The sequence below is a fragment of the Pseudoalteromonas sp. 10-33 genome, assembly GCF_001469195.1.
Classification (GTDB): Bacteria; Pseudomonadota; Gammaproteobacteria; order Enterobacterales; family Alteromonadaceae; genus Pseudoalteromonas.
Genome location: NZ_LOFI01000009.1, coordinates 17,551 through 42,665 on the forward strand (window position 1 = coordinate 17,551; position 25,115 = coordinate 42,665).

The window sequence follows — 25,115 nt, forward strand, 5'->3', positions numbered from 1 at the left end:
TCAAAAAAGGGGGATGGCCCACTGTGAGCACAATCCCCCTTATTTAAACTTATGTTTACTAACCGCCTATTTTCATTTCCAGTATAGGAGCCAGTAAATTACCCTCTCGGCCCATACGAGTATGATATACCTGCCTGTAAGCAAATACATTTTTGACATAATCGCGTGTTTCTCTATACGGAATAAGCTCTATCCATAACTCTGCTGGCATTGCATCATCAGGCACCCAACGTTTTATACGATGGTAGCCTGCGTTATAAGATGCTGTAGCAAGTATTTCGTTACCATGGTTTTTCTTTTTCAAGTAACGTAAATAACTGGTACCTAGCCTAATATTTGTTTTAGGTTGATATAATCGACTATTAGACACACTGCCTTTATTTACATACTTAGCGGTACTTGGCAGCAATTGCATTAAACCTCGTGCATTAGCACTTGATCGCGCGTCAGGAGCAAATGAGCTTTCACGCCTTGCAATAGCAATACTCCAAGCTACATCTATTTTATTACGCTTGCTGTAGCGCTCAAATATGTCTTGAAAAGCAAATGGAAAACGTTGTTCAACATTATCCCAGGCTTTTATTTTTGCGAGTGTGAATATCGTGCTGTCGTGCCACCCCAAATTGGTAGATAAAACAGAGGCTGCAAGCTTTTCTTCTTCATTTGAGGTATTTGTTAAGTAATTCCATTCACGTCTCGCTGAAGTAACACGATCTAACTCATATAATGCTTTTGAACGTTTAAAACCAGGGGCATTACTCACCTTTGCGATTAATTGCTCACTAACCACTTTTGGTTGATTATTTAGATCAACCGGCAAACCTAAACGCGCAGCGGCTAAAAAACCGTAGTAGTCTCGGTTAGTCGCAATACTTTGCCACATTTTTTTAGCTGTTTGATCGTCACCGCGTTCTGCATAACTATACGCAAGCCAATATTGCTGACCTAAGCTAAGATTTTCTTTGCCTGTAAAAAACGCAGCAATACCTGCCCAATCTTGGGTTTTAAGCATGTTACCAAGCTGCCATTGCATTAATTTGTTGTCTTGGCGCTCTTTTGGCACTTTGTTTAACCAAAAACTGGCTTGCTTATGTCCGCTAGAAGCAAGTGATAAAGCAAAGGTGTAGTATAAATCTGCCTTTTCTTTATCGCTGTAGTTAAACATACGCTCTATTTTTTCCCATGCGCGCAGCGCTAGTTCTTTGTCGCGCCAAATTAGACGCTTAACACCATAAAGTGCAATTTCACCCTCTTTAGGCGATTTATTTTTATAGCGATATAACCCCGCCGCAGCGCTTGGGTCGCGGCGAACTTTTAAATATAAGTCAGCAAGGTAACGCTCATTTTTTGGTAAAAGTGTTTTTAAATAAGGTAGTAGGCTTTGCGTTCCGCCTTGCGCGGCAAGTGTAATTCGTTGCCATACAGTATCGGCATTCATATAGCCTTTTTTGCGCCAGTACGAGAATAACGAATCGCACTCCTTAGGTTGTGACTTTCCCACCGTCCATAAATCAGTCACCTGATTTAAAATGGCTTTTTCTGGGGCACCTAAATCTAATTGATACCCCAAATATGTACAGGTGTATTCAGCGTTACTGGTGTCGCGGTAATTACGAATATACGCCGCTTTTCTATTGTTTTTTTCAAGATACTCCAGCCATACTTTACGAACGGGCCATTCAAGTGGCGTATGCTGATATATATTTAAGTAATCTTCTATTTCTGCTTGATATTTTATGCTCGGGTTTCGTTGCCAGTATGTTTTTTCTACATACGGTTTTAGTGGGTGGTTTAGGTTATTAACTACGTTTTTAAACTCGCGGTAACTTGCGTTGCGTACTTTTTTTTCAGCATCTAAAAATGCGTCGTTATCGATGCTAGCCTCGGCAGAATAAAGAGGAAAAATAAAAGCAGCTGCCGCAAAACTAAATAATTGTTTTTTCATAATGTCCTTTAATAAAAAATTAAAGTAGTGAATAAAAGCTTTTTCACCACCTTAGCACCAAACCAGCTATATTTTAACCAGTCGTTTGTAACCGAGTTAAATTTTTCGTTGCATTTTTTACTCAAAGCAAGCACACTGATTGAAATGCAAACTCATCGTACCAGTCTTAGTTCGTCAACTAGGGAGAATAAAATGTTATATAAAAGCGATTCCTTTGAAGTTAGCTTCCTAAAGGAAAACATCGCCGAGTTTAAGTTTTGTGTTGCAGGTTCTGTAAACACATTATCTCAAAAAACTCTTTCAGATTGTGCAGCAGCATTAAAAGAATTAGCTGCTAATTCTGATATCAAAGGCATGGTTTTTACCAGTGATAAAGACCACTTTATTATTGGCGCCGACATCTTCGAATTTTTACCTACATTTACTAAACCTGAAGAAGATTTAGTCGTGTGGATCAAAAACGCAACTGACGTTTTTGATGCAATTGAAGATCTTCCATTCCCAACTCTAAGCGTTGTAAACGGCTTAGCACTTGGCGGCGGATGTGAGTGGGCACTTGCTACCGATTATCGTGTTGCAAGCGAAAGCGCTAAAATGGGCCTACCAGAAGTTAAACTTGGCATAATGCCTGGTTTTGGTGGCACAGTGCGCTTACCACGTATCATTGGCGCAGATAACGCCATGATGTGGATCACTTCTGGCGCTGAAAACCGCGCAGCTGACGCCCTTAAAGTAGGTGCGTTTGACGCAGTAGTTAGTGCTGACAAACTTTTAGAGTCAAGTGTAGCAACACTTGAGTTAGCGATTGCAGGCAAGCTAGATTGGCAAGCAAAACGCAACGCAAAACTACAGCCACTTAAATTAAACCGTGTTGAGCAAGGTATGAGCTTTGCTATGGCAGAAGGTATGGTAATGGGTAAAACCAAAGGCCACTATCCTGCTCCGGTTATGGCAGTGCGTACTATTAAAGCAGCGGCAAACTGTACTCGCGATGAAGCAATGGCAATCGAAAATGCTAACTTTGCTAAACTTGCGCGTACCAACGAAGCTGCAGCGCAAACGGGCATTTTCTTAAATGACCAATTCATCAAAGGTAAAGCACGCAAACTTGCTAAGCACAGCGATGTAGAAATTAAACAAGCTGCAGTATTAGGCGCGGGTATTATGGGTGGCGGTATTGCATATCAGTCTGCTTATAAAGGCACACCAATCATAATGAAAGACATCCAACAAGATGCGCTTGATTTAGGTATGGGTGAAGCGTCTAAATTATTAGGTGCAAAAGTTAAGCGTGGCCACATGCCAATGGAAAAAATGTTGGCAACACTAAGCAAAATTAAGCCAACACTTAACGATGCAGACCTACAAGACGCTAACATTATTGTTGAAGCCGTTGTAGAAAACCCTAAAGTTAAGCAAGCAGTATTAGCAGACCTTGAAAAGAACATGCCAGAAGGCACTGTACTTACATCAAATACGTCGACTATTTGTATTGACCTACTTGCTGAAGCACTTGATAAACCAGAAAACTTCTGTGGTATGCACTTTTTCAACCCAGTGCCAAAAATGCCATTAGTAGAAATTATCCGTGGTGCAAAAACGTCAGACAAAACAATTAACGCAGTCGTTGATTACGCCCTTAAACTTGGCAAGTCTCCTATTGTTGTAAACGATTGCCCAGGCTTTTTTGTAAACCGTGTTTTATTCCCTTACTTTGCAGGCTTTAGCAAATTAGTTGTTGAAGGCGCTAACTTTGCAAAAGTAGATAAAGTAATGGAAAACGTATTTGGCTGGCCTATGGGTCCGGCTTACCTACTTGATGTTGTAGGTATTGATACGGCTTATCATTGTACTGGCGTAATGGCTGACGGTTTCCCTGAGCGTATGGCACGTGCAGAAAAAGATCCGGTAACTGTTTTTGCTAACGAAAAACGTTTTGGTCAAAAGAACAAAGCAGGTTTTTACAAGTACGAAACAGACCGTCGTGGTCGTCTTAAAAAATCAAGCGATGCAACAGCCGTTGAGCTACTAGCGCCAATTACTGATGCACCGAAAGAATTCGATAAGCAAGAAATCATTGACCGTTGTATGATTCCAATGATCAACGAAGTACTTCTTTGTTTACAAGAAGGCATTGTTGCTTCTCCACAAGAAGCTGATATGGCCCTTGTTTACGGCGTTGGTTTCCCTCCATTTAGAGGCGGCGCGTTCCGTTACTTAGATCAAACTGGTTTAGCTAACTTTGTTGCAGCAGCAGACAAGTACGCTCACCTAGGTGCGATTTACCAAGTATCAGAGCAAACTCGCAAATGGGCTGAAGAAGGCCGTGTTTTCTATAAGGTGGAAGGTTAATATCATGAATAATCCAGTAATTGTAGATTGTATCCGCACACCAATGGGTCGCTCAAAAGGCGGCGTATTTAAAAACAAGCGTGCGGAAGACTTAAGCGCTCATTTAATGAAGGGCTTACTAGAACGCAACCCAGCGGTTGATCCAGCATCAATCGACGACATTTATTGGGGTTGTGTACAGCAAACATTAGAGCAAGGCTTTAACGTTGCACGTAACGCATCACTACTTGCGGGTATTCCACACTCAGTACCAGCAACCACAGTTAACCGTTTATGTGGCTCGTCAATGCAAGCATTGCACGACGCAGCACGCGCCATTATGACGGGCGCTGGCGACACTTACCTAATTGGTGGTGTTGAGCACATGGGTCACGTTCCTATGACTCACGGTAACGACTTTCACCCAGGCTTAGCAACTTCAATTGCACAAGCGTCTGGCTCTATGGGTTTAACAGCAGAATACCTTGCTACTATTCACGGTATCAGCCGTCAGCAGCAAGATGAATTTGCATACCGCTCGCACCAACGTGCACATGCTGCAACGGTTGAAGGCCGTTTCCGCCGCGAAATTTTAGCAATGGAAGGTCATGCAGCAGATGGTTCTTTAATTTTAGTTGAAGATGATGAAGTAATTCGTCCTGAAACAACAGTTGAAGGTTTATCTCAGCTTCGCCCAGTATTTAACCCTGCTTCGGGTTCTGTTACAGCGGGTACGTCTTCAGCACTTTCTGACGGCGCATCAGCCATGTTAGTAATGAGCGAAGAAAAAGCAAAAGAGCTAGGTTTACCAATTCGTGCGCGCATTAAAGCAATGGCGGTTGCCGGTTGCGATCCATCAATCATGGGTTACGGCCCAGTACCAGCAAGTAAAAAAGCACTTGCCCAAGCTGGTATCACTATTGATGACATCGACGTAGCTGAGCTTAATGAAGCCTTTGCTGCGCAATCACTACCAGTACTTAAAGACTTAGGTTTAGCTGATGTGGTTGACGAAAAAGTTAACTTGAATGGCGGCGCTATCGCACTGGGTCACCCTCTGGGTTGTTCTGGTTCGCGTATTAGCACCTCGCTAATTCACTTAATGGAAGACAAAAATGCTAAGTACGGTTTAGCGACAATGTGTATTGGTTTAGGCCAAGGTATCGCAACTGTATTTGAGCGTGTTCAAGACTAATACTCTTAACACGTAAACCATCTTGGTGAGTAAAAAGGCGCACTGACGAAAGTTAGTTCGCCTTTTTTATTTGCCAAATTTTAAGGCGCTATACTAACGCAATTTAGATTTGTGTTGTTGTGATCGGGTTTATAATTTGGCGTTGATATAAATACACTTAAATTAAAACTGATCCAGATCTAAGTAAATTAGTTAATTTATACTTAAAATTACGCTAAACTTTGGCGCAACAAAAAATCTGACTACTTGTAAAGTCACAGATTTGAAAACTATTTACAGGCATACGCACTATGAATTTTGATAACCCCGATCACCAATTAGATGCCATTGGCCTTCGCTGCCCCGAGCCAGTAATGATGGTACGTGCTGCTATTCGTAAAATGAACGACGGTGAAACCCTGCTTATAACTGCTGATGACCCCTCAACCACCCGTGATATTCCAAGTTTTTGTGTATTTATGGATCACACGCTGGTGGCTAAAGATGCCGATGAAGCACCGTATAGGTATGTGGTGAAGAAAGGGCTTTAAGGCTCATCGCTCAAATACTGTGTTCTTATTAAATTATTGCTTTTGAAGTGAGAATTATTTTTTTCTTCTAAATAATGAGCCACTCGGAACCACTCAAAATCCAAGTGAAATTTCTTTTTATTGTTAACTACTAATGCTGGTGGCCCCAAGAGTCTATTCATGTTTAAGTCTATATTTTGAACAAGTAACTTACTAAAATAATCTTCAGCCTCATTTACTGATTTATTCACCAAAGTACGTAGTTTAATCATTAAATCAAAAATCCCCTCAAAATAACCATCTATCGCTTTGTTGAGGTCAACTAGATCAAACTTTAACAGCTCATCTTTAAATGCAGAGTTTAACCCCTTTAACAACTTTATCTTTTCTTTCTCTTCCATTGCCGATAATACGAGTGGAATCTGAAATTTTGTTGTTACACCGTTTCCATGTTTACTTTTAGATGGATATTTTAAAGTTAACCTATTTACAGGTAACATTTTATGTTGGCATAAATTTCTCAAGTTGCAGCATAGAACATAATATTGATTATCTTTAAAGACCTTCTCTCTTTCTATTAATAGTTCAGGTAACAAAGATTGATCAATATCATTAATTATCGAAAACTTATCACGTTTAATATACAGTCGATCTAAAACTAATTTTCCAGTATTCAAAATACTCAAATAGGATATATTTAATTTAGTACGGCTTTTTTGATTTTCTATATAAGCATGTACCTCAGAGAAACGTGAAAACTCTTGTGAGAGCTGAGCCATAGTAAGCAATGATTTGAATGTTTTAACTTCCTCTATCAAAACATCAAATAAATTTTCTATCTCAAGTTTTCTTGAGAATACTCTATATTTTTTTAAGCACTCATTTGAGTCTAATTCAGTTAACTTACTTTGTTCAAACCTGGGCTTATCATTTTCTAGGTAGCAATACTCTATATAATTATTCAATGCGCTACCCCTTATTCCAAAGGTTCAATTTCATATTAACGTCCTTGTGACAAATCTATAAGTTTACTCGAGCAACTAAAATCTGACGGCTTATAGCTTGCAGCTCTTACTTCTTTGTTATTGTCACTTTTGGCTCATCATAGTCACTAAAATCAATGCTTACTATGTATGTGCCTTTTATCGCAGGTGTGTAACTAAAGTAATTATAAATAGTATTACAGTCTGCCGTTGCAGCTTGCCCAAGTGTTAAACTTTGACCTTGTGGGAATGAGTCGCTGTAACCACAGTTAAAGCCTTCACTAAAATCGGCATCGGCAATTTTGAATTCGTACACTTTACCCGGTGTGCTAAATTTTACCTGCGCTTGATACAGTGCTGGGCCCACTAAGCTAAATTGGTACTGTGGCTCTGCGTCCCATAAAGTAAAATCGCCTCGCAGGTACATGGTGCGGTCGAGTTCTTTTTGTGGCAATACATCGTTAATTGATATTTGGCTTGAACATGCACTGAGTAACCCAGCAACAGCGAGTGGTATTATTTTTTTTATTGAAATCATCAATTTTCATCCTATTCATTATACCTATTAGCTTAATTAAGTTAGGTAGGTATTAAAACTAAAAAGCCAGCGTTATGCTGGCTTTTTAAATTGCTAATGGTTGTTATTTTTGTAAAACAGAAATATCTGCAATATCCAAAAATAAACCACTTAACTGGCTTAATAGCGCAAGGCGATTTTGCTTAACCGCTTCATCGTCGGCCATAACCATTACGTTGTCAAAAAAGTTGTCAACACTTTCACGAATGCCTGCCAATTGGCTAAGGGCCTCTTGGTAGTTTCCATCGGCATAAAGTGGTGCAAGCTCAGTTGCAAATTTTGCCACTTGTGATGCCAACACTTTTTCAGCGTCGTCGCTTAATAAGCTCTCATCAACGTTACCTTGGCTTGTGATATCATTTTTGGCAAGAATATTACTTACACGCTTATTAGCGGCTGCAAGCGCTTCTGCTGCGTCTAAAGTACGGAAGTGGCTTACGGCTTTAACACGACGGTCAAAATCAACTGGTTTAGTTGGACGACGTGCTAGAACAGCTTGAATCACATCTACTTCAATGCCTTCGTCTTGATACCAAGCGCGGAAGCGCCCTAGCATAAAATCAAACACATCTGTTGATACATTTAGATTAGTTAGCTTATCGCCAAACAATGTTTGTGCTTTTGCTACTAGGTCTAAAATATCAAGAGGTAACTCTTTTTCTACCATAATACGCAGTGCACCAATAGCAGCACGACGAAGTGCAAATGGGTCTTTATCGCCTTTTGGTGCTTGGCCTATACCAAAAATACCCACCAGCGTATCAAACTTATCTGCAATGGCTACTGCACAACTAATTAGGTTTGTAGGTAAGTTGTCGCCTGCAAAGCGTGGCATGTATTGCTCGTTTTGTGCAAGCGCTACATCTTCTGCTTCACCGTCAAAGCGAGCGTAATGCATTCCCATTACACCTTGTACATCGGTAAATTCCATTACCATTTCGGTCATTAAGTCTGTTTTACTTAATAGGCCTGCACGTTTCGCTAAGTCTTTATCTGCGCCTAATTGCTCAGCAATATACCCTGCAAGTTCGCTAATACGCTCAGACTTATCTTTAAGCGTGCCTAACTGCTTTTGAAATAAAACGGTATCAAGCGATTCTAAACGGCTTTCTAATGTTTTCTTTTTGTCGGTCTCAAAGAAGAACTGTGCATCAGCCAAACGTGGGCGTACAACTTTTTCGTTACCAGAAATTACTACGCTTGGATCTTTACTCTCGATGTTAGATACAAACAAAAACTTATTTAAAAGCTTGCCGTTTTGATCTAATAACGGGAAGTATTTTTGATCATCCTTCATGGTGTAAATTAGCGCTTCGGCTGGTACATCTAAAAATGCTTCTTCAAATGTTGCCGTTAAAGTAACTGGCCACTCTACTAGTGATGTTACTTCTTCTAGTAAATCTTCATCCATTGCAACAACAGCGTTAACTGCGCTTGCAGCTTCTTCTATTTGTGCACGTATTTGCGCTTTACGTTGTTCGTAATCTGCAATAACGTAAGCAGATTTAAGTACATCAAAAACCTCATCAGCATGATTAATGCTAATTTTTTCTGGGTGATGAAAACGGTGACCTTGAAGTTGGTTACTTACTTGCTTACCAAGAATCTCACCTTCTAGCAATTCGCTACCAAATAAAATAGTGACGGTATGAACTGGGCGAATAAATTGTGTTTTATTCGCACCCCAGCGCATTGGCTTTGGTATTGGTAATTTACTTAACGCTTTTGCGATAGCATCTGCCATTAGCGTTTTAGTTTCTTGCCCTGCTACTTTAGCTATGTGCAATAACCATGCGCCTTTATCCGTTTCAAGTGTTTGTGCTTCACTTACCTCAATACCACAACCGCGTGCCCAACCCATTGCTGCTTTTGTAGGGTTACCTTCACTATCAAATGCTGCTTTAGTTGCTGGGCCGCGCTTTTCAACTTCTTTGTCCTGTTGTTTAGCTTCAAGTGCTTTAACTTGTAAACCTAAACGACGAGGCGATGCATACCAGCTTACGCCTTGATGTGCTAATTCTAGCGATTCTAACTCTTGAGTTAAATTTGCAGCAAATGCCTCGGCAAGTTTACGCAACGACTTTGGTGGTAACTCTTCAGTGCCAATTTCTACTAATAAATTTTGTGCTGTCATGCTTACTTATCCTTACACAGCGGGAAACCAAGCGCTTCGCGTGCATCGTAATAACTTTGTGCACACGCTTTTGATAACGCACGAACACGTAAAATATAACGCTGACGTTCTGTTACCGATATAGCATGGCGCGCGTCTAATAGGTTAAATGCATGCGATGCTTTCATCACTTGCTCGTAGGCAGGAAGTGGTAAATTTGCTTCTATTAACTTTTGGCTCTCAGCTTCACACTTATCAAACTGCGCAAACAAGTCTTCTACGTTTGCATGTTCAAAGTTGTAAGTAGATTGCTCTACTTCATTTTGATGAAATACATCGCCGTAGGTTACACGTCCTAATGGACCATCTGCCCATACTAGGTCGTAAATACTATCTACGCCTTGAATGTACATTGCTAAACGCTCTAGGCCGTAAGTAATCTCGCCAGTTACTGGTGAGCACTCTAAGCCACCTACTTGTTGGAAGTAGGTAAACTGCGTTACCTCCATACCATTTAACCAAATTTCCCAACCTAAGCCCCATGCGCCAAGCGTTGGAGATTCCCAGTTATCTTCTACAAAGCGTACTTCGTGAGTAAGTGTATCAATACCCATAGCCGCTAATGAACCTAAGTAAAGCTCTTGGATGTTATCTGGCGATGGCTTTAGTACTACCTGAAATTGGTAGTAATGTTGTAAGCGATTTGGATTTTCACCGTAGCGACCATCCGTAGGACGACGACACGGTTGAACGTATGCGCTCGACATTGGCTCTGGGCCAATAGACTTTAAAAATGTTTGCGGGTGAAATGTCCCTGCGCCCACTTCCATATCAAGTGGTTGAATAATGACACAGCCTTGCTGCGCCCAATAATCCTGTAAAGCCAGGATCAAACCTTGGAAGGTTTTTACGTCGTATTTTTGCATATTTGGCTTTTTACTATCTAAGAAGTAGCGTGAAAATTACCCTTAGTATACCGTGTGTACACTCAGGTTTTAAGCAGTTTGTTTATTTGTAGAAAATAAAAAAGGAGCCATTAGGCTCCTTTTTATTATCAAAATATGTTTTTACACGTCTAGGTTAACTACGCGTAGTGCGTTCGTTTCAATAAATTCACGACGTGGCTCTACCTGATCACCCATAAGTGTTGCAAATAACTGATCCGCGCCAACAGCGTCTTCGATAGTTACTTGTAACATACGGCGTGCACCTGGATCCATGGTTGTTTCCCACAGTTGATTTGGGTTCATCTCACCTAATCCTTTATAGCGTTGAATATAGATCCCACGCTTAGATTCAGTGATCAACCATTCCAAAGCATCCACAAAGTTATCAACAGGTTTTGTTTTCTCACCACGTTGAATATAGGCACCTTCTGTAATGATGTTTGCAATGTTAACACCAGTCACAGCAATGCGTTGGTAGTCACGTGACGTGATAAAGTCGTAGCTCAGTACATGAGACTTATCTACACCGTGTTGACGAATATTCACAACTGGGTAGTACAAGTTACGCTCTGCATCATACTCAGTTGCAGCGTTGAAGATAGTTGCATCTTCGTCACGGTCTACTAGGTCATCAACAAGCTCTTTTGTCCACGCAATTACTTTAGCTTCATCTTCAAGGTCTTCTTTTGTTAACTCGCTTTGGTAGATTAAACGTTCCATTACCGTATTAGGGTATTTACGTTTTAAGCGCTCGATTACTTTAACTGTGTTTTGATAATCGTGAACTATTTCCTCTAACGCTTCACCTTCAAGTGCTGATGCATCGGCACTTGTGTATAGCGCTGCGTTATTTAGTGCAAGCGATGTTAAGTAGTCAACAAGTGCAGGATCGTCTTTTATGTAGCGTTCTTGCTTACCTTTTTTCACTTTATAAAGCGGTGGTTGAGCAATATAAATATAACCGCGCTCTACAATTTCTGGCATTTGACGATAAAAGAACGTAAGCAACAAGGTACGAATGTGAGAACCATCCACGTCAGCATCGGTCATTATAATGATACGGTGGTAACGTAGTTTTTCAGGGTTATATTCATCACGGCCAATACCACAGCCTAACGCAGTGATTAGCGTTGCCACTTCTTGTGAAGACAGCATTTTATCAAAACGTGCTTTTTCAACGTTTAGAATTTTACCTTTAAGCGGAAGAATCGCTTGATTCTTACGGTTACGACCCTGCTTGGCTGAACCGCCAGCAGAGTCCCCTTCCACTATGTAAAGCTCTGATTGCGCAGGATCTTTTTCCTGACAATCGGCTAATTTACCCGGCAAACCGGCAAGGTCCATAGCGCCTTTACGACGTGTCATTTCACGTGCTTTACGTGCTGCTTCACGTGCACGTGAAGCATCAATAATTTTCCCAACAACAATTTTTGCATCTACTGGGTTTTCTAATAAAAACTCAGTGAATTTTTCAGCCATTGCTTGTTCTACCGCAGACTTAACTTCGCTAGATACTAGCTTGTCTTTTGTTTGCGATGAAAACTTAGGATCTGGAACTTTAACACTAATTACAGCAGTCAAACCTTCACGCGCATCGTCACCGGTTGCGTTACTCGTTGTTTTTGCTTTCTTGTTAAAGCCTTCTTTTTCCATAAAGTTATTAAGTGTACGTGTTAGTGCAGATCTAAAGCCAGCTAAGTGAGTACCACCATCACGTTGTGGAATGTTATTTGTGAAACAGTAAATGTTTTCTTGGTATGCGTCATTCCATTGCATTGATACTTCAACGCTAATTCCGTCTTCAACACGCTCATGTGTAAAGTGGAATACACCTTTATGAATAGGTGTTTTATTGCGGTTAATGTATTCAACAAATGCCTGAATACCACCTTCGTATTTAAAGTGATCGCTTTTATTTTCTTCACGCTCATCATTTAAAATGATGCTAACACCGGAATTCAGGAACGACAGTTCACGTAGGCGTTTTGCTAAAATATCGTAATGAAAATCTAAATTAGTGAATGTTTCTGCACTAGGCCAAAAGCGTAGTTCTGTCCCCGTAGTTTCAGAGTCACCAATGACAGCGAGTGGTGCATCTGGCACACCCATAGTGTAAAACTGCTCATGAAGTTTGCCTTCGCGACGCACGGTTAGTTTTAATTTTTCTGAAAGTGCGTTTACAACCGAAACACCTACACCATGCAAGCCACCTGATACTTTATAAGAGTTATCATCAAACTTACCACCAGCGTGAAGTACCGTCATGATTACTTCGGCTGCCGAAACGCCTTCTTCTTCATGGATAGACACTGGGATACCACGGCCGTTATCTCTAACCGAAACAGAGCCATCTAAGTGAATCGTTACAAAAATATCATCACAATGACCGGCTAAGGCTTCGTCTATTGAGTTATCAACGACCTCAAACACCATGTGGTGTAAGCCTGTGCCATCATCGGTGTCCCCTATATACATTCCAGGACGCTTTCTTACTGCGTCTAATCCTTTAAGTACTTTAATACTCGACGAGTCATAATTCTCAGACATGGTTAATCCCACTTATCTTGTTATTAGGTTGCCATGTTTCACGTGGAACATTTGTAGTTCTCGTTGCATGGGTTCCACCACAGCAGAAATACTCTCAGATAAAATTGAAGAAATAAATATTTGAGAACGACAGTGTGACAATAATTGTCCAACTTTCTCTTTTGTATCTTCGCCTAACTCTGAGGGTAAATCATCTATTAGCAATATAGATTGCTTATCGGTCTCTGACTCAATTAAGCTATTTTGCGTTACTTTTAACGCATACAATAATAACTTTAACTGCCCGCGTGAGAACGTATTCTCTACACTGTTGCCAGCGACACTAAAACTAAAGTCAGCCTTATGAGGGCCTTTACTTGTAAATCCTTGGCGAGAATCTCGCTCAAAGCTTTGTTCTAATGCATCGTTAAGAGATTCATTCTCTTTCCAGCCTGCATTAAACGTCATTTCTAAATCGCGTATAAGCGTTAATTCTGCACACATTTTACCAAAAAACTGCTGCTTAAACCTACTTATATACGCCATTCTCAATATATTTATTTCTTCAGCCAGTCTAACAAATTCTTTGTCCCAAAACTTAATTTGGTCAAAATAATTCTTAGGCTTAGACTTTAACAGTGCATTGCGTTGTTTTAATACTTTATTAAACGATTGCCACAGGTAAAAAAACTCATGTTCCACGTGGAACAATCCTAAATCTAAAAATTTTCTGCGCTCTTTTGGGCCACCAAAAAACAATGAATAGCTTTCAGGGGTAATTATTTGAACAGGCATAAGTTGTGCGAGTTCAGATATTTTCCGGCTCGCTTTACCTTGAATCTTTAAATTTGTTTCACCTAATCGCGTTTTACTAATACCAATAGGAATTGATAAATCATGAACCGTTTTTCGGCCATGAATTACAAACTGGTCCTGTTGGTGTGCAATTATGCTTTTATGTTTTGGTGTTCGAAAAGACTTGCCGTGAGAAAGGTAATAAATAGCTTCTAATAGACTGGTTTTCCCGCTGCCATTTTCACCATATATAATATTAACGCCATTAACAGGTTCTAGCGTCAGCGCCTCAATATTACGAAAATATTTGAGGCTCAAATGACTTAAGCTCATTATATGTTTATGATCTTATAAACGCATAGGCATAACAACATACATAGCTTCATCATCACCAGCGCCTTCTATTAAAGCACTGCTGTTTGAATCTGCTAACGTAAACTGTACATCTTCGGTTTTTAATGTGTTTAATACATCTAAAACATACGAAACATTAAAACCAATTTCTAATTCATCACCTTGGTAATTTACTTCAACAACCTCTTCAGCTTGTTCTTGCTCTGGATTGTTAGCAGTAATTTTTAATAAACCATTTGATAAATTTAAGCGTACACCACGAAACTTTTCATTCGACAAGATAGATACACGCTGAAACGCATTTCGCAACCATTCACGGTTCGCAATAATTGTTTTGTCACCGCCACGTGGAAGTACACGTCGGTAATCAGGAAAACGCCCATCAACAAGTTTACTTGTAAATGTAAACTCAATATCAATAATACGAATGTGGTTAGCACCAAATTGAATAGTTACTAGCTCATCATCGGCAACCATAAGGCGCATAATTTCTTGTACACCTTTGCGCGGTATGATTAATTGGCGCTGGGTATTTAATGATTGAGTAAGTTTTTTCTGTGCAATAGCCAAACGGTGCCCGTCGGTAGCCACCGTTTTAATATCACTGTTATCAACTTCAAACGACATACCATTTAAGTAATAACGTACATCTTGGTTTGCCATTGAAAAGTGTGTGCTTTCAAGTAATTTACGAAGCTCTAAACGTGTTAGTTGAAATTCAACCTCACCGTCCCATTCTTCTAAATTGGGAAAATCAGCAGCGGATAATGTCGTTAATGAAAAACGACTTTTACCACTGGTTAATAACAACTGGTGATCTTGTAAGCTTAAAGTAATGTCTGAACCTTCAGGTAAGCTTTTACAAATATCGAGTAATTTTTTAGCGGGTAAAGTAAGTTTTGTGTCAGCAATGTCATCACCTACAAAAACACCAGACACTAATTCAATTTCAAGGTCGGTCCCTGTCATCGAAAGCTGTCCGTTTTCTACTACTAACAAAACGTTAGATAAAATTGGTAACGTATGCTTTCGCTCAATTGCGCCCGATACTTGTACCAATGGCTTTAAAAATTGTTGTCTTGATATTGTTATTTGCATAATAAAGTCAGCCCTAAGATGACAATGTTCTTATTAAATTTTGATAATCTTCTTTGATTTCGTGGCTTTCATCACGTAGTGATTTTATTTTACGACACGCATGTAAAACAGTTGTATGGTCTCGACCGCCAAAAGCATCGCCAATCTCAGGTAAGCTGTGATTAGTGAGTTCCTTAGACAACGCCATAGCAACCTGACGAGGTCTTGCTATAGAGCGGCTTCGGCGTTTAGAAAGTAAATCCGACACACGAATTCGATAATACTCAGCCACTGTACGCTGTATATTATCAATTGTGACAAGCTTATCTTGCAGTGCCAATAAATCACGCAGTGCTTCTTTTACAAAGTCGATAGAGATAGGACGCCCTGTAAAGTTTGCATTTGCAATTACGCGATTAAGTGCCCCTTCAAGCTCACGAACATTTGAACGTAATTTTTTTGCAATGAAGAAAGCCACTTCGTGTGGTAAGTTAATTTTACTTTGCTGCGCTTTTTTCATCAAAATCGCTACGCGCGTTTCAAGTTCTGGCGGCTCTATAGCAATTGTTAAACCCCAACCAAAACGAGACTTAAGTCTGTCTTCAACCCCTTCAATTTCCTTAGGGTAACGATCGGAAGTTAAAATAATTTGTTGGTTGCCTTCAAGTAACGCATTAAAGGTATGAAAAAATTCTTCTTGAGAACGCTCTTTGTTTGCAAAGAATTGAATGTCATCAATCATTAATGCATCAACACTGCGGTAATAACGTTTAAATTCTTCTATTGCGTTATTTTGTAGCGCTTTAACCATGTCTTGTACAAAACGTTCAGAATGCATATAAACAATTTTTGCATCAGGCTTATTAGCCATAATGCCATTGCCTACTGCATGGAGTAAGTGCGTTTTACCTAAACCTGTTCCACCGTATATAAATACAGGGTTAAATGCAGAGCCAGGATTATCGGCCACTTGAGTTGCAGCCGCTTTTGCTAGCTGGTTAGATTTACCCTCAACAAAACTATCAAAGGTATAGTTTTCTTTAATATTAGATTTATAACCAGATTTAGGTGCTGGCTCAACAACCGGCTTTTGCTCTCGCGGTTGTTGCTTTGCTGATGCTTGCGTATTAGGTGCAGATTGCGTTTCTATAACAGGTGCAACTTGTGTGTTTAACAGCGGCTTACTACCTACATCAAAACGCAGTTCAGGTGCTTCATCACCACAAATTTCTACAAGTAATTCGTTAATTCGATTAAGGTATTTTTCTCTTACCCAATCAAGCACAAAGCGATTAGGTGCATAAATAGTCAGAGTATCTTCGGTACTTTCTGCTTGAAGTGGTCTTACCCACATACTGAACTGCTGCGAAGGCAATTCATCTTGCAATACATATAAACAACTTTGCCAAACCGACAGATACACAGTTAAACTCCCAGAGATATAATTTTTATTCCCGCACATCAAAAATGGTTAAATACCATGCATTTATTGCGTTTAAATAGCCAAATAAGCGGCCCAAGACCAAGTATTATGAAGGCAGTTTATCCACAAGTAAAAGGCTGATTTTTATAAAATGATGTATAACGTTATAAAAAAGAACTAACAGACTGATTTAGTTATGTTTTTAATTATTTACTTGATAATAGATCATAACAAAATAACACCAAGATCGCGAACCAATTCTACGATCCAATTTACTTTTCCCCGGCTTTTATTCACTTTTTATACAAGGGCTGTGGAAAACTTCTTATTTATGATGATCCTACTAGATCACGCTTTATGATCCCCAGCTGCTTGCTTAATAAACACAGTGCTTAACGCGTAATTATGATTGACTTTAAGTCGTTTCATCTATAATATCTCGCGCTCGCAATGGCACCTGTGCCAGGATCGCGACCTGCATAGGATGTTTTAACTTTAACCGATCGGATGAGATTGTTATGAAAAGAACTTTTCAACCTAGCGTTTTAAAACGCAAACGTGCACACGGCTTCCGTGCTCGCATGGCAACTGTAAATGGCCGTAAAGTATTAGCACGTCGCCGCGCTAAAGGCCGCAAAGTTCTTTCTGCTTAATTTATAAGTGGAAGACTTTAGCTTTGGCAGGGAGTTACGTCTGTTAACTCCCTCGCATTACTCTCGTATATTTAACGAACCCGCTCGGGCTGCAACTCCTTACTTCACTCTATTAGCTAAACCCAATGACCAAGGTAAACCTAGGTTAGGACTTACTGTTGCTAAAAAACGTGTAAAAAAGGCATGCCAACGAAACCGTATTAAACGTCTTGCTCGCGAAAGTTTTCGTTTAAATCAACACAACATTGATAACATTGATATTGTGCTTATGGTTAAAAATGGTATTGACGAACAGTCTAATGAAGAATTAACCAAGCAACTGACTAAGTTATGGCGAAAAATTAATGAACGCTGTAAACCAGGTGCGCCTAAGCCTCCACCCTTTAAGAAACGCCCAAACAAATCAGCTAAATCTAATAAACAAACCCAATAGCAATAGAATTACAGGGTTAATTAATGTATCTTTAGCTCACCTTTTAATCATGCATTTAAAATTTCCAATAGAGCCTTTAAATACATGATATCTATCTCACTAAATTTAACTAGGGGCATAAACATCATGAGGTTACTTAAACCACTTGTTGCTTTACCGACATTATGTTTAGTGTTATTGATCCGCGGTTATCAAAAGTGGATTAGCCCGCTATTAGGTCCGCATTGTCGTTTTAATCCAAGCTGCTCACATTACGCAATTCAAGCAATAAAATTGCATGGATTGATAAAAGGAAGTTGGTTAGCATTAAAACGCATATTAAAATGCCATCCTTTACATTCAGGTGGTGATGACCCAGTACCTGAAAAAATAACCCATATTAACCACCAACACGAGAAATAAGAGCTGTTATGGAATCGCAACGCACGTTTTTATTCATTGGCCTAATGCTAGTGTCGTTTTTATTGTTCCAAGAATGGAATAATGATTATAACCAGCCAAAAGTCGATCCAAGTGCCACAACACAAACACAACAAGCAAATTCAACTGAATCAGATGATTTTATACCTTCATCGTCAGAATCTGGCTTACCGGCTTCAACAACATTAGCTAAACGTTCTGTTATAGAAATTAAAACAGACGTGTTTAAAGTTAAAATCGACACCAAAGGTGGTGATATTGTTGAATCAGACTTACTTCAGTATGAAGAGGTGAAAGGCGAAGAAACACCTTTCATGCTGCTGGGTGAATTTGATGGTAATCAATACTTTTCACAAAGTGGTTTAATTGGTTTAAATGGTCCTGACGCATCTGCAAACGGTCGACCTACTTACCACAGCGAACAAACATCTTATACCTTAACCGGTGATGAGTTACGTGTACCGCTGCAGTTTACTGACAGCAACGGTGTTAGCTTTACTAAAACGTATGTATTTAAAAAAGGGCAGTATGACGTTGGCTTAGAATACACAGTAAACAATACAACCAGTGCGCCTATTCAAGTACAGCTTTACACGCAAGTTAAGCGCACAGTACAAGAAAAAGGCAGCTTAGTTGATCAAAACTATTTAGGTGCAGCTTACGGTACTGACGAAGAACCGTACGAAAAGTACAGCTTTTCTGACATGGCTGACAAAAACCTAAATGAAAGCACACAAGGTGGTTACATTGCATTTATTCAACATTACTTTGTAAGTGCGTGGGTACCAAAACAAGATCAAACCAACACCCTGTATAGCTTAATTACGAGCAGTAATGCCGCAATCATTGGTACAAAAGCACAACCAGTTAATGTACAAGCCGGTACTGAGCAAACTATTACTTCTATTTACTACATGGGCCCTAAAGAGTCTGATGTATTAGAAGCGCTTCACCCTGACTTAGACCTAACTGTAGACTACGGCTGGTTATGGTTTATTTCACAGCCACTATTTGTATTACTAAAATGGCTTTACAGTATCCTTGGTAACTGGGGTTTAGCAATTATTGCTATCACTATTATTGTTAAATCATTGATGTACCCGCTAACTAAAGCGCAATATACGTCAATGGCTAAAATGCGCGCCCTTCAACCAAAAATGGCTGCATTAAAAGAAAAATATGGTGATGACCGTCAAAAATTCGGCCAGGCCACAATGGAAATGTACAAAAAAGAGAAAGTAAACCCAATGGGTGGCTGTTTCCCTATTTTGTTACAAATGCCAATATTCTTAGCGTTGTTTTATGTATTTTTAGAGTCAACAGAACTTCGCCATGCTGAGTTTATGCTTTGGTTAACTGATTTATCAGCACAAGACCCATACTACGTATTACCAATTTTATTTGGTGCAAGTATGTTTATAACTCAGAAGCTTCAACCAATGACGGTTACCGATCCAATGCAGCAAAAAATGATGACCTTTATGCCGGTTATCTTCTCTGTATTCTTCTTATGGTTCCCATCAGGCTTAGTACTTTATTGGTTAGTATCTAACCTTATTTCAATCGCGCAAATGCTTTATATTTATCGCGGTATGGAAAAGAAAGGAATAAAAGTAAGAGGCTAACTTAGCCCTACTTATCAAAAAGGCGACTTAGGTCGCCTTTTTTATTGCCCATTTTTTATCAGAGCATTCGCGAGTGGTAATTTCATAGGTTACAATAGCGCCATAACGTACACATTGTTGGTAAATTAAATAGCATGATCAATCAAGACACAATTGCAGCACAAGCAACCGCCCCCGGCCGTGGTGGTGTTGGTATTATTCGGGTTTCTGGCAGCCTTGCTAAAAGCGTTGCCGAGCAAGTTATTGGTAAAATACCAAAGGTGAGATACGCCGATTACGTACCATTTAAAAACTTAAACGGTGATCAGCTTGACCAAGGTATTGCTATTTATTTTGCCGGACCGAACTCATTTACTGGCGAAGATGTACTTGAGTTGCAAGGCCATGGCGGCCCAGTTGTGCTTGATATGCTACTTAAAGAAATTAGTAAAATAGAGGGTGTACGTTTAGCAAAACCAGGTGAATTCTCTGAGCGTGCATTTATGAACGACAAACTTGATTTAACCCAAGCAGAAGCAATTAGTGACCTTATTAATGCCACCAGTGAACAAGCCGCTAAAAGCGCCTTACAATCGCTTCAAGGTGAGTTTTCCAAACACATAGATACCCTGGTTGAAAAAGTAATCCACCTTCGTATGTACGTAGAAGCTGCAATCGACTTTCCAGATGAAGAAATAGACTTTTTGTCTGACGGTAAAGTAAGCGGTGATTTAAACGCAATTATAAATCAGCTAAACACCGTAACTAACCAAGCCAAACAAGGCAGTATAATGCGCGAAGGTATGCGTGTAGTTATTGCAGGTCGTCCTAATGCAGGTAAATCAAGCTTGCTTAATGCCCTAGCAGGCCGAGAAGCAGCAATCGTAACCGAAATAGCAGGTACCACCCGCGACGTGCTACGCGAACACATTCACATTGATGGCATGCCACTGCATATTATCGATACCGCAGGTCTTCGTGAAAGCCCAGACCGCGTAGAACAAATAGGTATTGAGCGCGCATGGGAAGAAATAAACCAAGCCGACCGCGTTTTATTTATGCTTGATGGCACCGATACCGTCGATACCGACCCACATAAAATTTGGCCAGAATTTATGGCAAAATTACCAAAAGGCATGGGGGTTACAGTGATCAGAAATAAAGCCGATTTGTCGGGTGATATTGTAGGCCTAGATGAACACCAACAATACCCAGTCATAAGCTTAAGTGCTAAAAATGCAGATGGTATTGAGCTTGTACGAGAGCATTTAAAAGCCTGTATTGGTTTTGACGGCGCAACAGAAGGTGGTTTTATGGCTCGTCGCCGCCATTTAGATGCTCTAGAGCGCGCAGCTTATCATTTAGATACGGGTAAAACGCAGCTTGAAATGCATATTGCGGGTGAAATTTTGGCCGAAGAGCTACGCTTAACGCAGCAATTTTTAAACGAAATAACGGGTGAGTTTACTTCAGACGACCTACTAGGAAAAATATTTAGCTCGTTCTGTATCGGTAAATAAAAGACCTAACAACTAAATAATTAAAAATTAAGGGCGTAAAAATGCCCTTTTTTTCTGCCCAAGTTAAGCCTTCCTATATCAATATATGAGTATTTTTTAGATAAGCTAAGTGCTATTTTAGGCTCTCAATTACTCTAAATTAGTATATTTAAATGCTTATTAATGGCCTACTTTACAAGATATAACCGCCTAATTAGGGTGATAAATCCCCCACATACGAATAAGTTAAGCCAATATAATTAACCTTAAAACAAACTAAAATCACTGTTTTTAATATTTTGTTAGCTAAATTGCAGCCATATTTGGCTATATACCAAAAAATAAAGCGATCACAAATGAGTATTAATCGCGCTATCCACCGGCTAAAACATATAAAAACATGTGCCAATATTTCAAAAATTTAAAGTTTAGTCAGATCAGTTATCCACAATTCCTACTTTTTGAACAAAACCCTAAAAATTTTTAACTGAAAAACACGTTATTAACTCTATTTTTAGTAAAAAACAGCCGTAATAAAATTTAATTTGGTATTTATTTAGTAAGATCATATTTAATTGATCACTTTTAAAAATTGTTTTAGATCTTAATAATCAGTTATCAACACCCTTTATATCCACATTATGATCAACTTCATTTTTATATTAAATATTCATCACATTTGCACTTACAAATAATTAAAATCAATAACTTACAAAATTTAAGGCTAATAGGATATAGAGTTAAACAGAGCTTCCCCCAATCTTATTAACAGCTTGATCAGAAGATTACATTTAAATATTTTATGTTACAGCCATATAAATCAATAACTTAAATTAATTTTAAACAATGATCTAAAAATCAACCTAAAAATAGTTATCCAAACTAACACTCTTCTCTTTACTGCTGTTTTTACTCGGCTATCATAGGCAGCAATTAAAACTAATGCGATCACAACTAATCATGAGTTCAGTAAATATTATTGTTGGCAGCCAAATGGGATCGGCCGAGTACGTTGCAGAGCAATTAAGCGATGAGCTTAATAACCAAGGTATTGAAACTCAACTACATGATCATCCTGAGTTTAATGAAATAGATCAACACAATACGGTATGGCTAATATGTACATCTACTTATGGTGCAGGTGATTATCCCGATAACCTTTTAAGTTTTGTAGAACAAGTAGCTCAAACAACTGATTTAAAACATTTAAAATTTTCGGTTATAGCACTAGGCGATACCAGCTACGACACATATAACTTAGCAGGGCGCAATATAGAAGCACTACTGCTCGAAAAAGGCGCTATAAAAGTAGCAGAACGCTTAGAGTTAAATATATTAGACGAATCACTCCCTGAAGACACAGCACTAGCTTGGTTAGATGCTTGGGTGTCTCAAACAGGATTAAAATAAAGAGATCAAGTTAAATTCAATATAAAAGTTACCCACAATTTACTAATAATTTAATTAATAATGTGGATAAAGATTGAATAAACTGCATTTTAGAGCATGCTTATCCATGGGATAAGATCTAACTAATCCCCCTCTGTGTATAAAGTGGCTTTTTGATCAGTGCTTATTTGTGGGATGATCCGATCATATTAACACCTTTAGATCTGATCTAATTTAATGTTTTTAAACAAGATCTAAAGCTTATCAACAGAAAATCCGATCAGTAGTAGTAATAGTATTAAAAGATCTCTTTAAAAGATCCTTTATATTATTAGAGATCACTTACTTAGATCTGAGCACAGTTTAATCATTTATCTTCTGCTCATTTCTAGGTAGAATACGCTCCCTTTTGAAGTTTACCGGTTTGATTTAAGTAGGATCCCATTAATGATTTTTCATGAAAATTTTGACGTTATCGTAGTAGGTGGTGGACATGCAGGCACTGAAGCCGCATTGGCAGCTGCCCGTATGGGGATGAATACCCTGCTACTGACTCACAATATGGATACCCTTGGTCAAATGTCTTGTAACCCAGCAATTGGTGGGATAGGCAAAGGTCACTTGGTAAAAGAAATAGACGCCCTTGGTGGTGCAATGGCACAAGCTATTGATAAAGGCGGGATCCAATTTCGTACTTTAAATTCTTCAAAAGGACCGGCTGTTCGTGCAACCCGAGCACAAGCCGATCGCGCTTTGTACAAAGCGGCTATTCAAACAACGTTACAAAATCAAGAAAACTTAAAAATATTTCAGCAATCGTGTGACGATCTAATTGTTGAAAACGATCGTGTTACTGGCGTAGTAACTCAAATGGGGTTACGTTTTAGCGCACCCAGTGTAGTACTTACTGTAGGTACCTTTTTAGGTGGCCAAATACACATAGGTTTAGAAAACTACAAAGGTGGACGTGCTGGCGATCCGCCATCAATTGCTTTAGCACAGCGTCTTCGCGAACAACCATTTAGAGTAGATCGTCTAAAAACAGGGACTCCACCACGTATTGATGCCCGTACGGTTGATTTTAGCAAAATGCAAGAACAACCAGGTGATACGCCTACACCAGTGTTTTCATTTTTAGGTAAACAAAGTGATCACCCGCAACAAATACCGTGTTACATCACTTACACAAATGAAAAAACACACGATGTTATACGAAAAAATTTGCATCGTTCACCTATGTACTCGGGTGTTATAGAAGGGATTGGCCCGCGTTATTGCCCATCTATTGAAGATAAAATTGTCCGCTTTGCCGATAAAGACAAACACCAAATATTTGTAGAGCCAGAAGGTTTAACATCTTACGAGCTTTACCCTAATGGCATTTCAACAAGCCTACCATTTGATGTGCAATTGGAAATAGTGCAATCGATTACTGGTTTTGAAAATGCACATATTTGCCGACCTGGTTACGCAATTGAATACGATTACTTTGATCCACGTGATTTAAAACAATCATTAGAAACTAAATTTATTGAAGGTTTATTCTTTGCAGGCCAAATAAACGGAACTACAGGCTATGAAGAAGCCGGAGCGCAAGGCTTAATTGCTGGTATGAACGCAGCGCTTAAAGTGCAAGGTAAAGATTCGTGGACGCCACGTCGTGACGAAGCATACGTTGGTGTATTAATTGACGACTTAGCAACGCTTGGTACAAAAGAACCGTACCGTATGTTTACTAGCCGTGCAGAATACCGTTTATTATTGCGTGAAGATAATGCCGATATTCGTCTGACCGAAAAGGGCCGTGAGCTAGGTTTAGTTAATGACGAGCGCTGGCAAGCATTTAACGAAAAAATGGAAGTGATCGAGAAAGAAAAACAACGCATAAAGGACACGTGGATTCATAAAGATCATAATGCTGTTGATCAGGTAAACGCATTATTAAAAGCGCCATTAACGCGTGAGGCAAGTTTAGAAGAATTATTGCGTCGTCCTGAGATCCGTTATGATGATCTAATGGCTATTGAAGGCTTAGGATCTGAATTTACAAATAAGGCGGCTTTAGAGCAAGTTGAGATCCATACTAAATACGCAGGTTACATTGCGCGTCAGCAAGATGAGATCAACAAACAGCTTCGTCATGAAGAAACAATTTTACCAAAAGAGTTTGATTATAAAACCGTGTCTGGTTTATCAAATGAGGTGGTGGCAAAACTAGAAGAGTCTCGTCCAGACACTATTGGTCAAGCCTCGCGTATTTCTGGTATCACACCCGCGGCTATTTCGTTATTATTAGTGTATCTGAAGAAGCAAGGCTTATTACGCAAATCTGCGTAATGGTA

General features: G+C 39.4%; 19 protein-coding genes. 10 read left to right on the top strand and 9 right to left on the bottom strand.

Annotation, left to right across the window (positions count from 1 at the left end; all coding sequences use genetic code 11):
• Positions 1 to 58: 58 nt before the first annotated feature.
• Complete coding sequence (locus ATS76_RS07200; protein ID WP_058551608.1) at positions 59 to 1,945, bottom strand: transglycosylase SLT domain-containing protein; 1,887 nt, start codon at positions 1,943 to 1,945, stop codon at positions 59 to 61.
• Between the two features lie 192 nt (positions 1,946 to 2,137).
• On the opposite strand from ATS76_RS07200, the gene fadB reads away from it, so the two are divergent.
• From fadB to tusA, 3 genes are all read left to right on the top strand, one after another.
• Positions 2,138 to 4,297 (top strand): fatty acid oxidation complex subunit alpha FadB, encoded by a 2,160-nt coding sequence (gene fadB, locus ATS76_RS07205; RefSeq protein WP_008130792.1) that lies wholly within the window; start codon positions 2,138 to 2,140, stop codon positions 4,295 to 4,297.
• Between the two features lie 4 nt (positions 4,298 to 4,301).
• Positions 4,302 to 5,471, top strand: coding sequence for an acetyl-CoA C-acyltransferase FadA (fadA, locus tag ATS76_RS07210; protein ID WP_008130791.1), 1,170 nt, complete (start codon positions 4,302 to 4,304; stop codon positions 5,469 to 5,471).
• Between the two features lie 290 nt (positions 5,472 to 5,761).
• Complete coding sequence (gene tusA / locus ATS76_RS07215; protein ID WP_006793987.1) at positions 5,762 to 6,001, top strand: sulfurtransferase TusA; 240 nt, start codon at positions 5,762 to 5,764, stop codon at positions 5,999 to 6,001.
• Here the strand turns inward: tusA and ATS76_RS07220 are convergent.
• The 8 genes from ATS76_RS07220 to dnaA all read right to left on the bottom strand — a co-directional run bounded on the left by ATS76_RS07220 (position 5,998) and on the right by dnaA (position 16,775).
• Entirely contained in the window at positions 5,998 to 6,945 is a 948-nt protein-coding gene (locus ATS76_RS07220) for a hypothetical protein (protein WP_058551609.1), read from the bottom strand. The genes tusA and ATS76_RS07220 overlap by 4 nt on opposite strands.
• A 106-nt stretch (positions 6,946 to 7,051) precedes the next feature.
• Positions 7,052 to 7,501, bottom strand: a complete 450-nt coding sequence (locus ATS76_RS07225; RefSeq protein WP_058551610.1) for a hypothetical protein — start codon at positions 7,499 to 7,501, stop codon at positions 7,052 to 7,054.
• A gap of 103 nt (positions 7,502 to 7,604) precedes the next feature.
• The gene (gene glyS / locus ATS76_RS07230; protein ID WP_058551611.1) at positions 7,605 to 9,674 is read right to left on the bottom strand and encodes a glycine--tRNA ligase subunit beta; all 2,070 of its coding nucleotides are present in this window, start codon (positions 9,672 to 9,674) and stop codon (positions 7,605 to 7,607) included.
• Positions 9,675 to 9,676: 2 nt separating this feature from the next.
• Entirely contained in the window at positions 9,677 to 10,579 is a 903-nt protein-coding gene (gene glyQ, locus ATS76_RS07235; protein ID WP_013463645.1) for a glycine--tRNA ligase subunit alpha, read from the bottom strand.
• Between the two features lie 141 nt (positions 10,580 to 10,720).
• On the bottom strand, positions 10,721 to 13,147 hold the full coding sequence (gene gyrB, locus ATS76_RS07240) for a DNA topoisomerase (ATP-hydrolyzing) subunit B (RefSeq protein WP_058551612.1): 2,427 nt from the start codon (positions 13,145 to 13,147) through the stop codon (positions 10,721 to 10,723).
• Between the two features lie 12 nt (positions 13,148 to 13,159).
• Positions 13,160 to 14,254 carry a DNA replication/repair protein RecF gene (recF, locus tag ATS76_RS07245; RefSeq protein ID WP_058551613.1) on the bottom strand — a complete coding sequence of 365 codons (1,095 nt, stop codon included), beginning with the start codon at positions 14,252 to 14,254 and terminating at the stop codon, positions 13,160 to 13,162.
• 15 nt (positions 14,255 to 14,269) lie between these two features.
• Entirely contained in the window at positions 14,270 to 15,373 is a 1,104-nt protein-coding gene (gene dnaN / locus ATS76_RS07250) for a DNA polymerase III subunit beta (protein WP_006793980.1), read from the bottom strand.
• 13 nt (positions 15,374 to 15,386) lie between these two features.
• Positions 15,387 to 16,775 (bottom strand): chromosomal replication initiator protein DnaA, encoded by a 1,389-nt coding sequence (dnaA, locus tag ATS76_RS07255; protein ID WP_058405172.1) that lies wholly within the window; start codon positions 16,773 to 16,775, stop codon positions 15,387 to 15,389.
• Between the two features lie 518 nt (positions 16,776 to 17,293).
• Between dnaA and rpmH the strand changes: the two genes are divergently transcribed.
• The 7 genes from rpmH (at position 17,294) to mnmG (ending at position 25,110) form a co-directional block, all read left to right on the top strand.
• A complete protein-coding gene (rpmH, locus tag ATS76_RS07260) occupies positions 17,294 to 17,428 on the top strand; it encodes a 50S ribosomal protein L34 (protein WP_004335215.1) in 135 nt (44 codons plus the stop codon).
• 7 nt (positions 17,429 to 17,435) lie between these two features.
• Complete coding sequence (gene rnpA, locus ATS76_RS07265; RefSeq protein ID WP_058405171.1) at positions 17,436 to 17,861, top strand: ribonuclease P protein component; 426 nt, start codon at positions 17,436 to 17,438, stop codon at positions 17,859 to 17,861.
• Between the two features lie 126 nt (positions 17,862 to 17,987).
• Positions 17,988 to 18,263, top strand: coding sequence for a membrane protein insertion efficiency factor YidD (gene yidD / locus ATS76_RS07270; protein ID WP_006793977.1), 276 nt, complete (start codon positions 17,988 to 17,990; stop codon positions 18,261 to 18,263).
• 8 nt (positions 18,264 to 18,271) lie between these two features.
• A complete protein-coding gene (gene yidC / locus ATS76_RS07275; RefSeq protein ID WP_058405170.1) occupies positions 18,272 to 19,906 on the top strand; it encodes a membrane protein insertase YidC in 1,635 nt (544 codons plus the stop codon).
• A gap of 134 nt (positions 19,907 to 20,040) precedes the next feature.
• Positions 20,041 to 21,405 (top strand): tRNA uridine-5-carboxymethylaminomethyl(34) synthesis GTPase MnmE, encoded by a 1,365-nt coding sequence (gene mnmE / locus ATS76_RS07280; protein WP_058551614.1) that lies wholly within the window; start codon positions 20,041 to 20,043, stop codon positions 21,403 to 21,405.
• Positions 21,406 to 22,344: 939 nt separating this feature from the next.
• Positions 22,345 to 22,794 carry an FMN-binding protein MioC gene (mioC, locus tag ATS76_RS07285; RefSeq protein ID WP_058551615.1) on the top strand — a complete coding sequence of 150 codons (450 nt, stop codon included), beginning with the start codon at positions 22,345 to 22,347 and terminating at the stop codon, positions 22,792 to 22,794.
• Positions 22,795 to 23,220: 426 nt separating this feature from the next.
• Positions 23,221 to 25,110 carry a tRNA uridine-5-carboxymethylaminomethyl(34) synthesis enzyme MnmG gene (gene mnmG / locus ATS76_RS07290; protein ID WP_058551616.1) on the top strand — a complete coding sequence of 630 codons (1,890 nt, stop codon included), beginning with the start codon at positions 23,221 to 23,223 and terminating at the stop codon, positions 25,108 to 25,110.
• Positions 25,111 to 25,115 lie beyond the last annotated feature (5 nt).

Excerpts from the sequence above, each read along its gene's own strand:
- gyrB (WP_058551612.1), bottom strand. The coding sequence starts at position 13,147 with ATGTCTGAGAATTATGACTCGTCGAGTATTAAAGTACTTAAAGGATTA.
- tusA (WP_006793987.1), top strand. The coding sequence starts at position 5,762 with ATGAATTTTGATAACCCCGATCACCAATTAGATGCCATTGGCCTTCGC.
- ATS76_RS07225 (WP_058551610.1), bottom strand. The coding sequence starts at position 7,501 with ATGATTTCAATAAAAAAAATAATACCACTCGCTGTTGCTGGGTTACTC.
- glyS (WP_058551611.1), bottom strand. The coding sequence starts at position 9,674 with ATGACAGCACAAAATTTATTAGTAGAAATTGGCACTGAAGAGTTACCA.
- mnmE (WP_058551614.1), top strand. The coding sequence starts at position 20,041 with ATGATCAATCAAGACACAATTGCAGCACAAGCAACCGCCCCCGGCCGT.
- yidC (WP_058405170.1), top strand. The coding sequence starts at position 18,272 with ATGGAATCGCAACGCACGTTTTTATTCATTGGCCTAATGCTAGTGTCG.
- fadB (WP_008130792.1), top strand. The coding sequence starts at position 2,138 with ATGTTATATAAAAGCGATTCCTTTGAAGTTAGCTTCCTAAAGGAAAAC.
- recF (WP_058551613.1), bottom strand. The coding sequence starts at position 14,254 with ATGAGCTTAAGTCATTTGAGCCTCAAATATTTTCGTAATATTGAGGCG.
- rpmH (WP_004335215.1), top strand. The coding sequence starts at position 17,294 with ATGAAAAGAACTTTTCAACCTAGCGTTTTAAAACGCAAACGTGCACAC.
- fadA (WP_008130791.1), top strand. The coding sequence starts at position 4,302 with ATGAATAATCCAGTAATTGTAGATTGTATCCGCACACCAATGGGTCGC.
- yidD (WP_006793977.1), top strand. The coding sequence starts at position 17,988 with ATGAGGTTACTTAAACCACTTGTTGCTTTACCGACATTATGTTTAGTG.
- glyQ (WP_013463645.1), bottom strand. The coding sequence starts at position 10,579 with ATGCAAAAATACGACGTAAAAACCTTCCAAGGTTTGATCCTGGCTTTA.
- dnaN (WP_006793980.1), bottom strand. The coding sequence starts at position 15,373 with ATGCAAATAACAATATCAAGACAACAATTTTTAAAGCCATTGGTACAA.
- mnmG (WP_058551616.1), top strand. The coding sequence starts at position 23,221 with ATGATTTTTCATGAAAATTTTGACGTTATCGTAGTAGGTGGTGGACAT.
- ATS76_RS07200 (WP_058551608.1), bottom strand. The coding sequence starts at position 1,945 with ATGAAAAAACAATTATTTAGTTTTGCGGCAGCTGCTTTTATTTTTCCT.
- mioC (WP_058551615.1), top strand. The coding sequence starts at position 22,345 with ATGAGTTCAGTAAATATTATTGTTGGCAGCCAAATGGGATCGGCCGAG.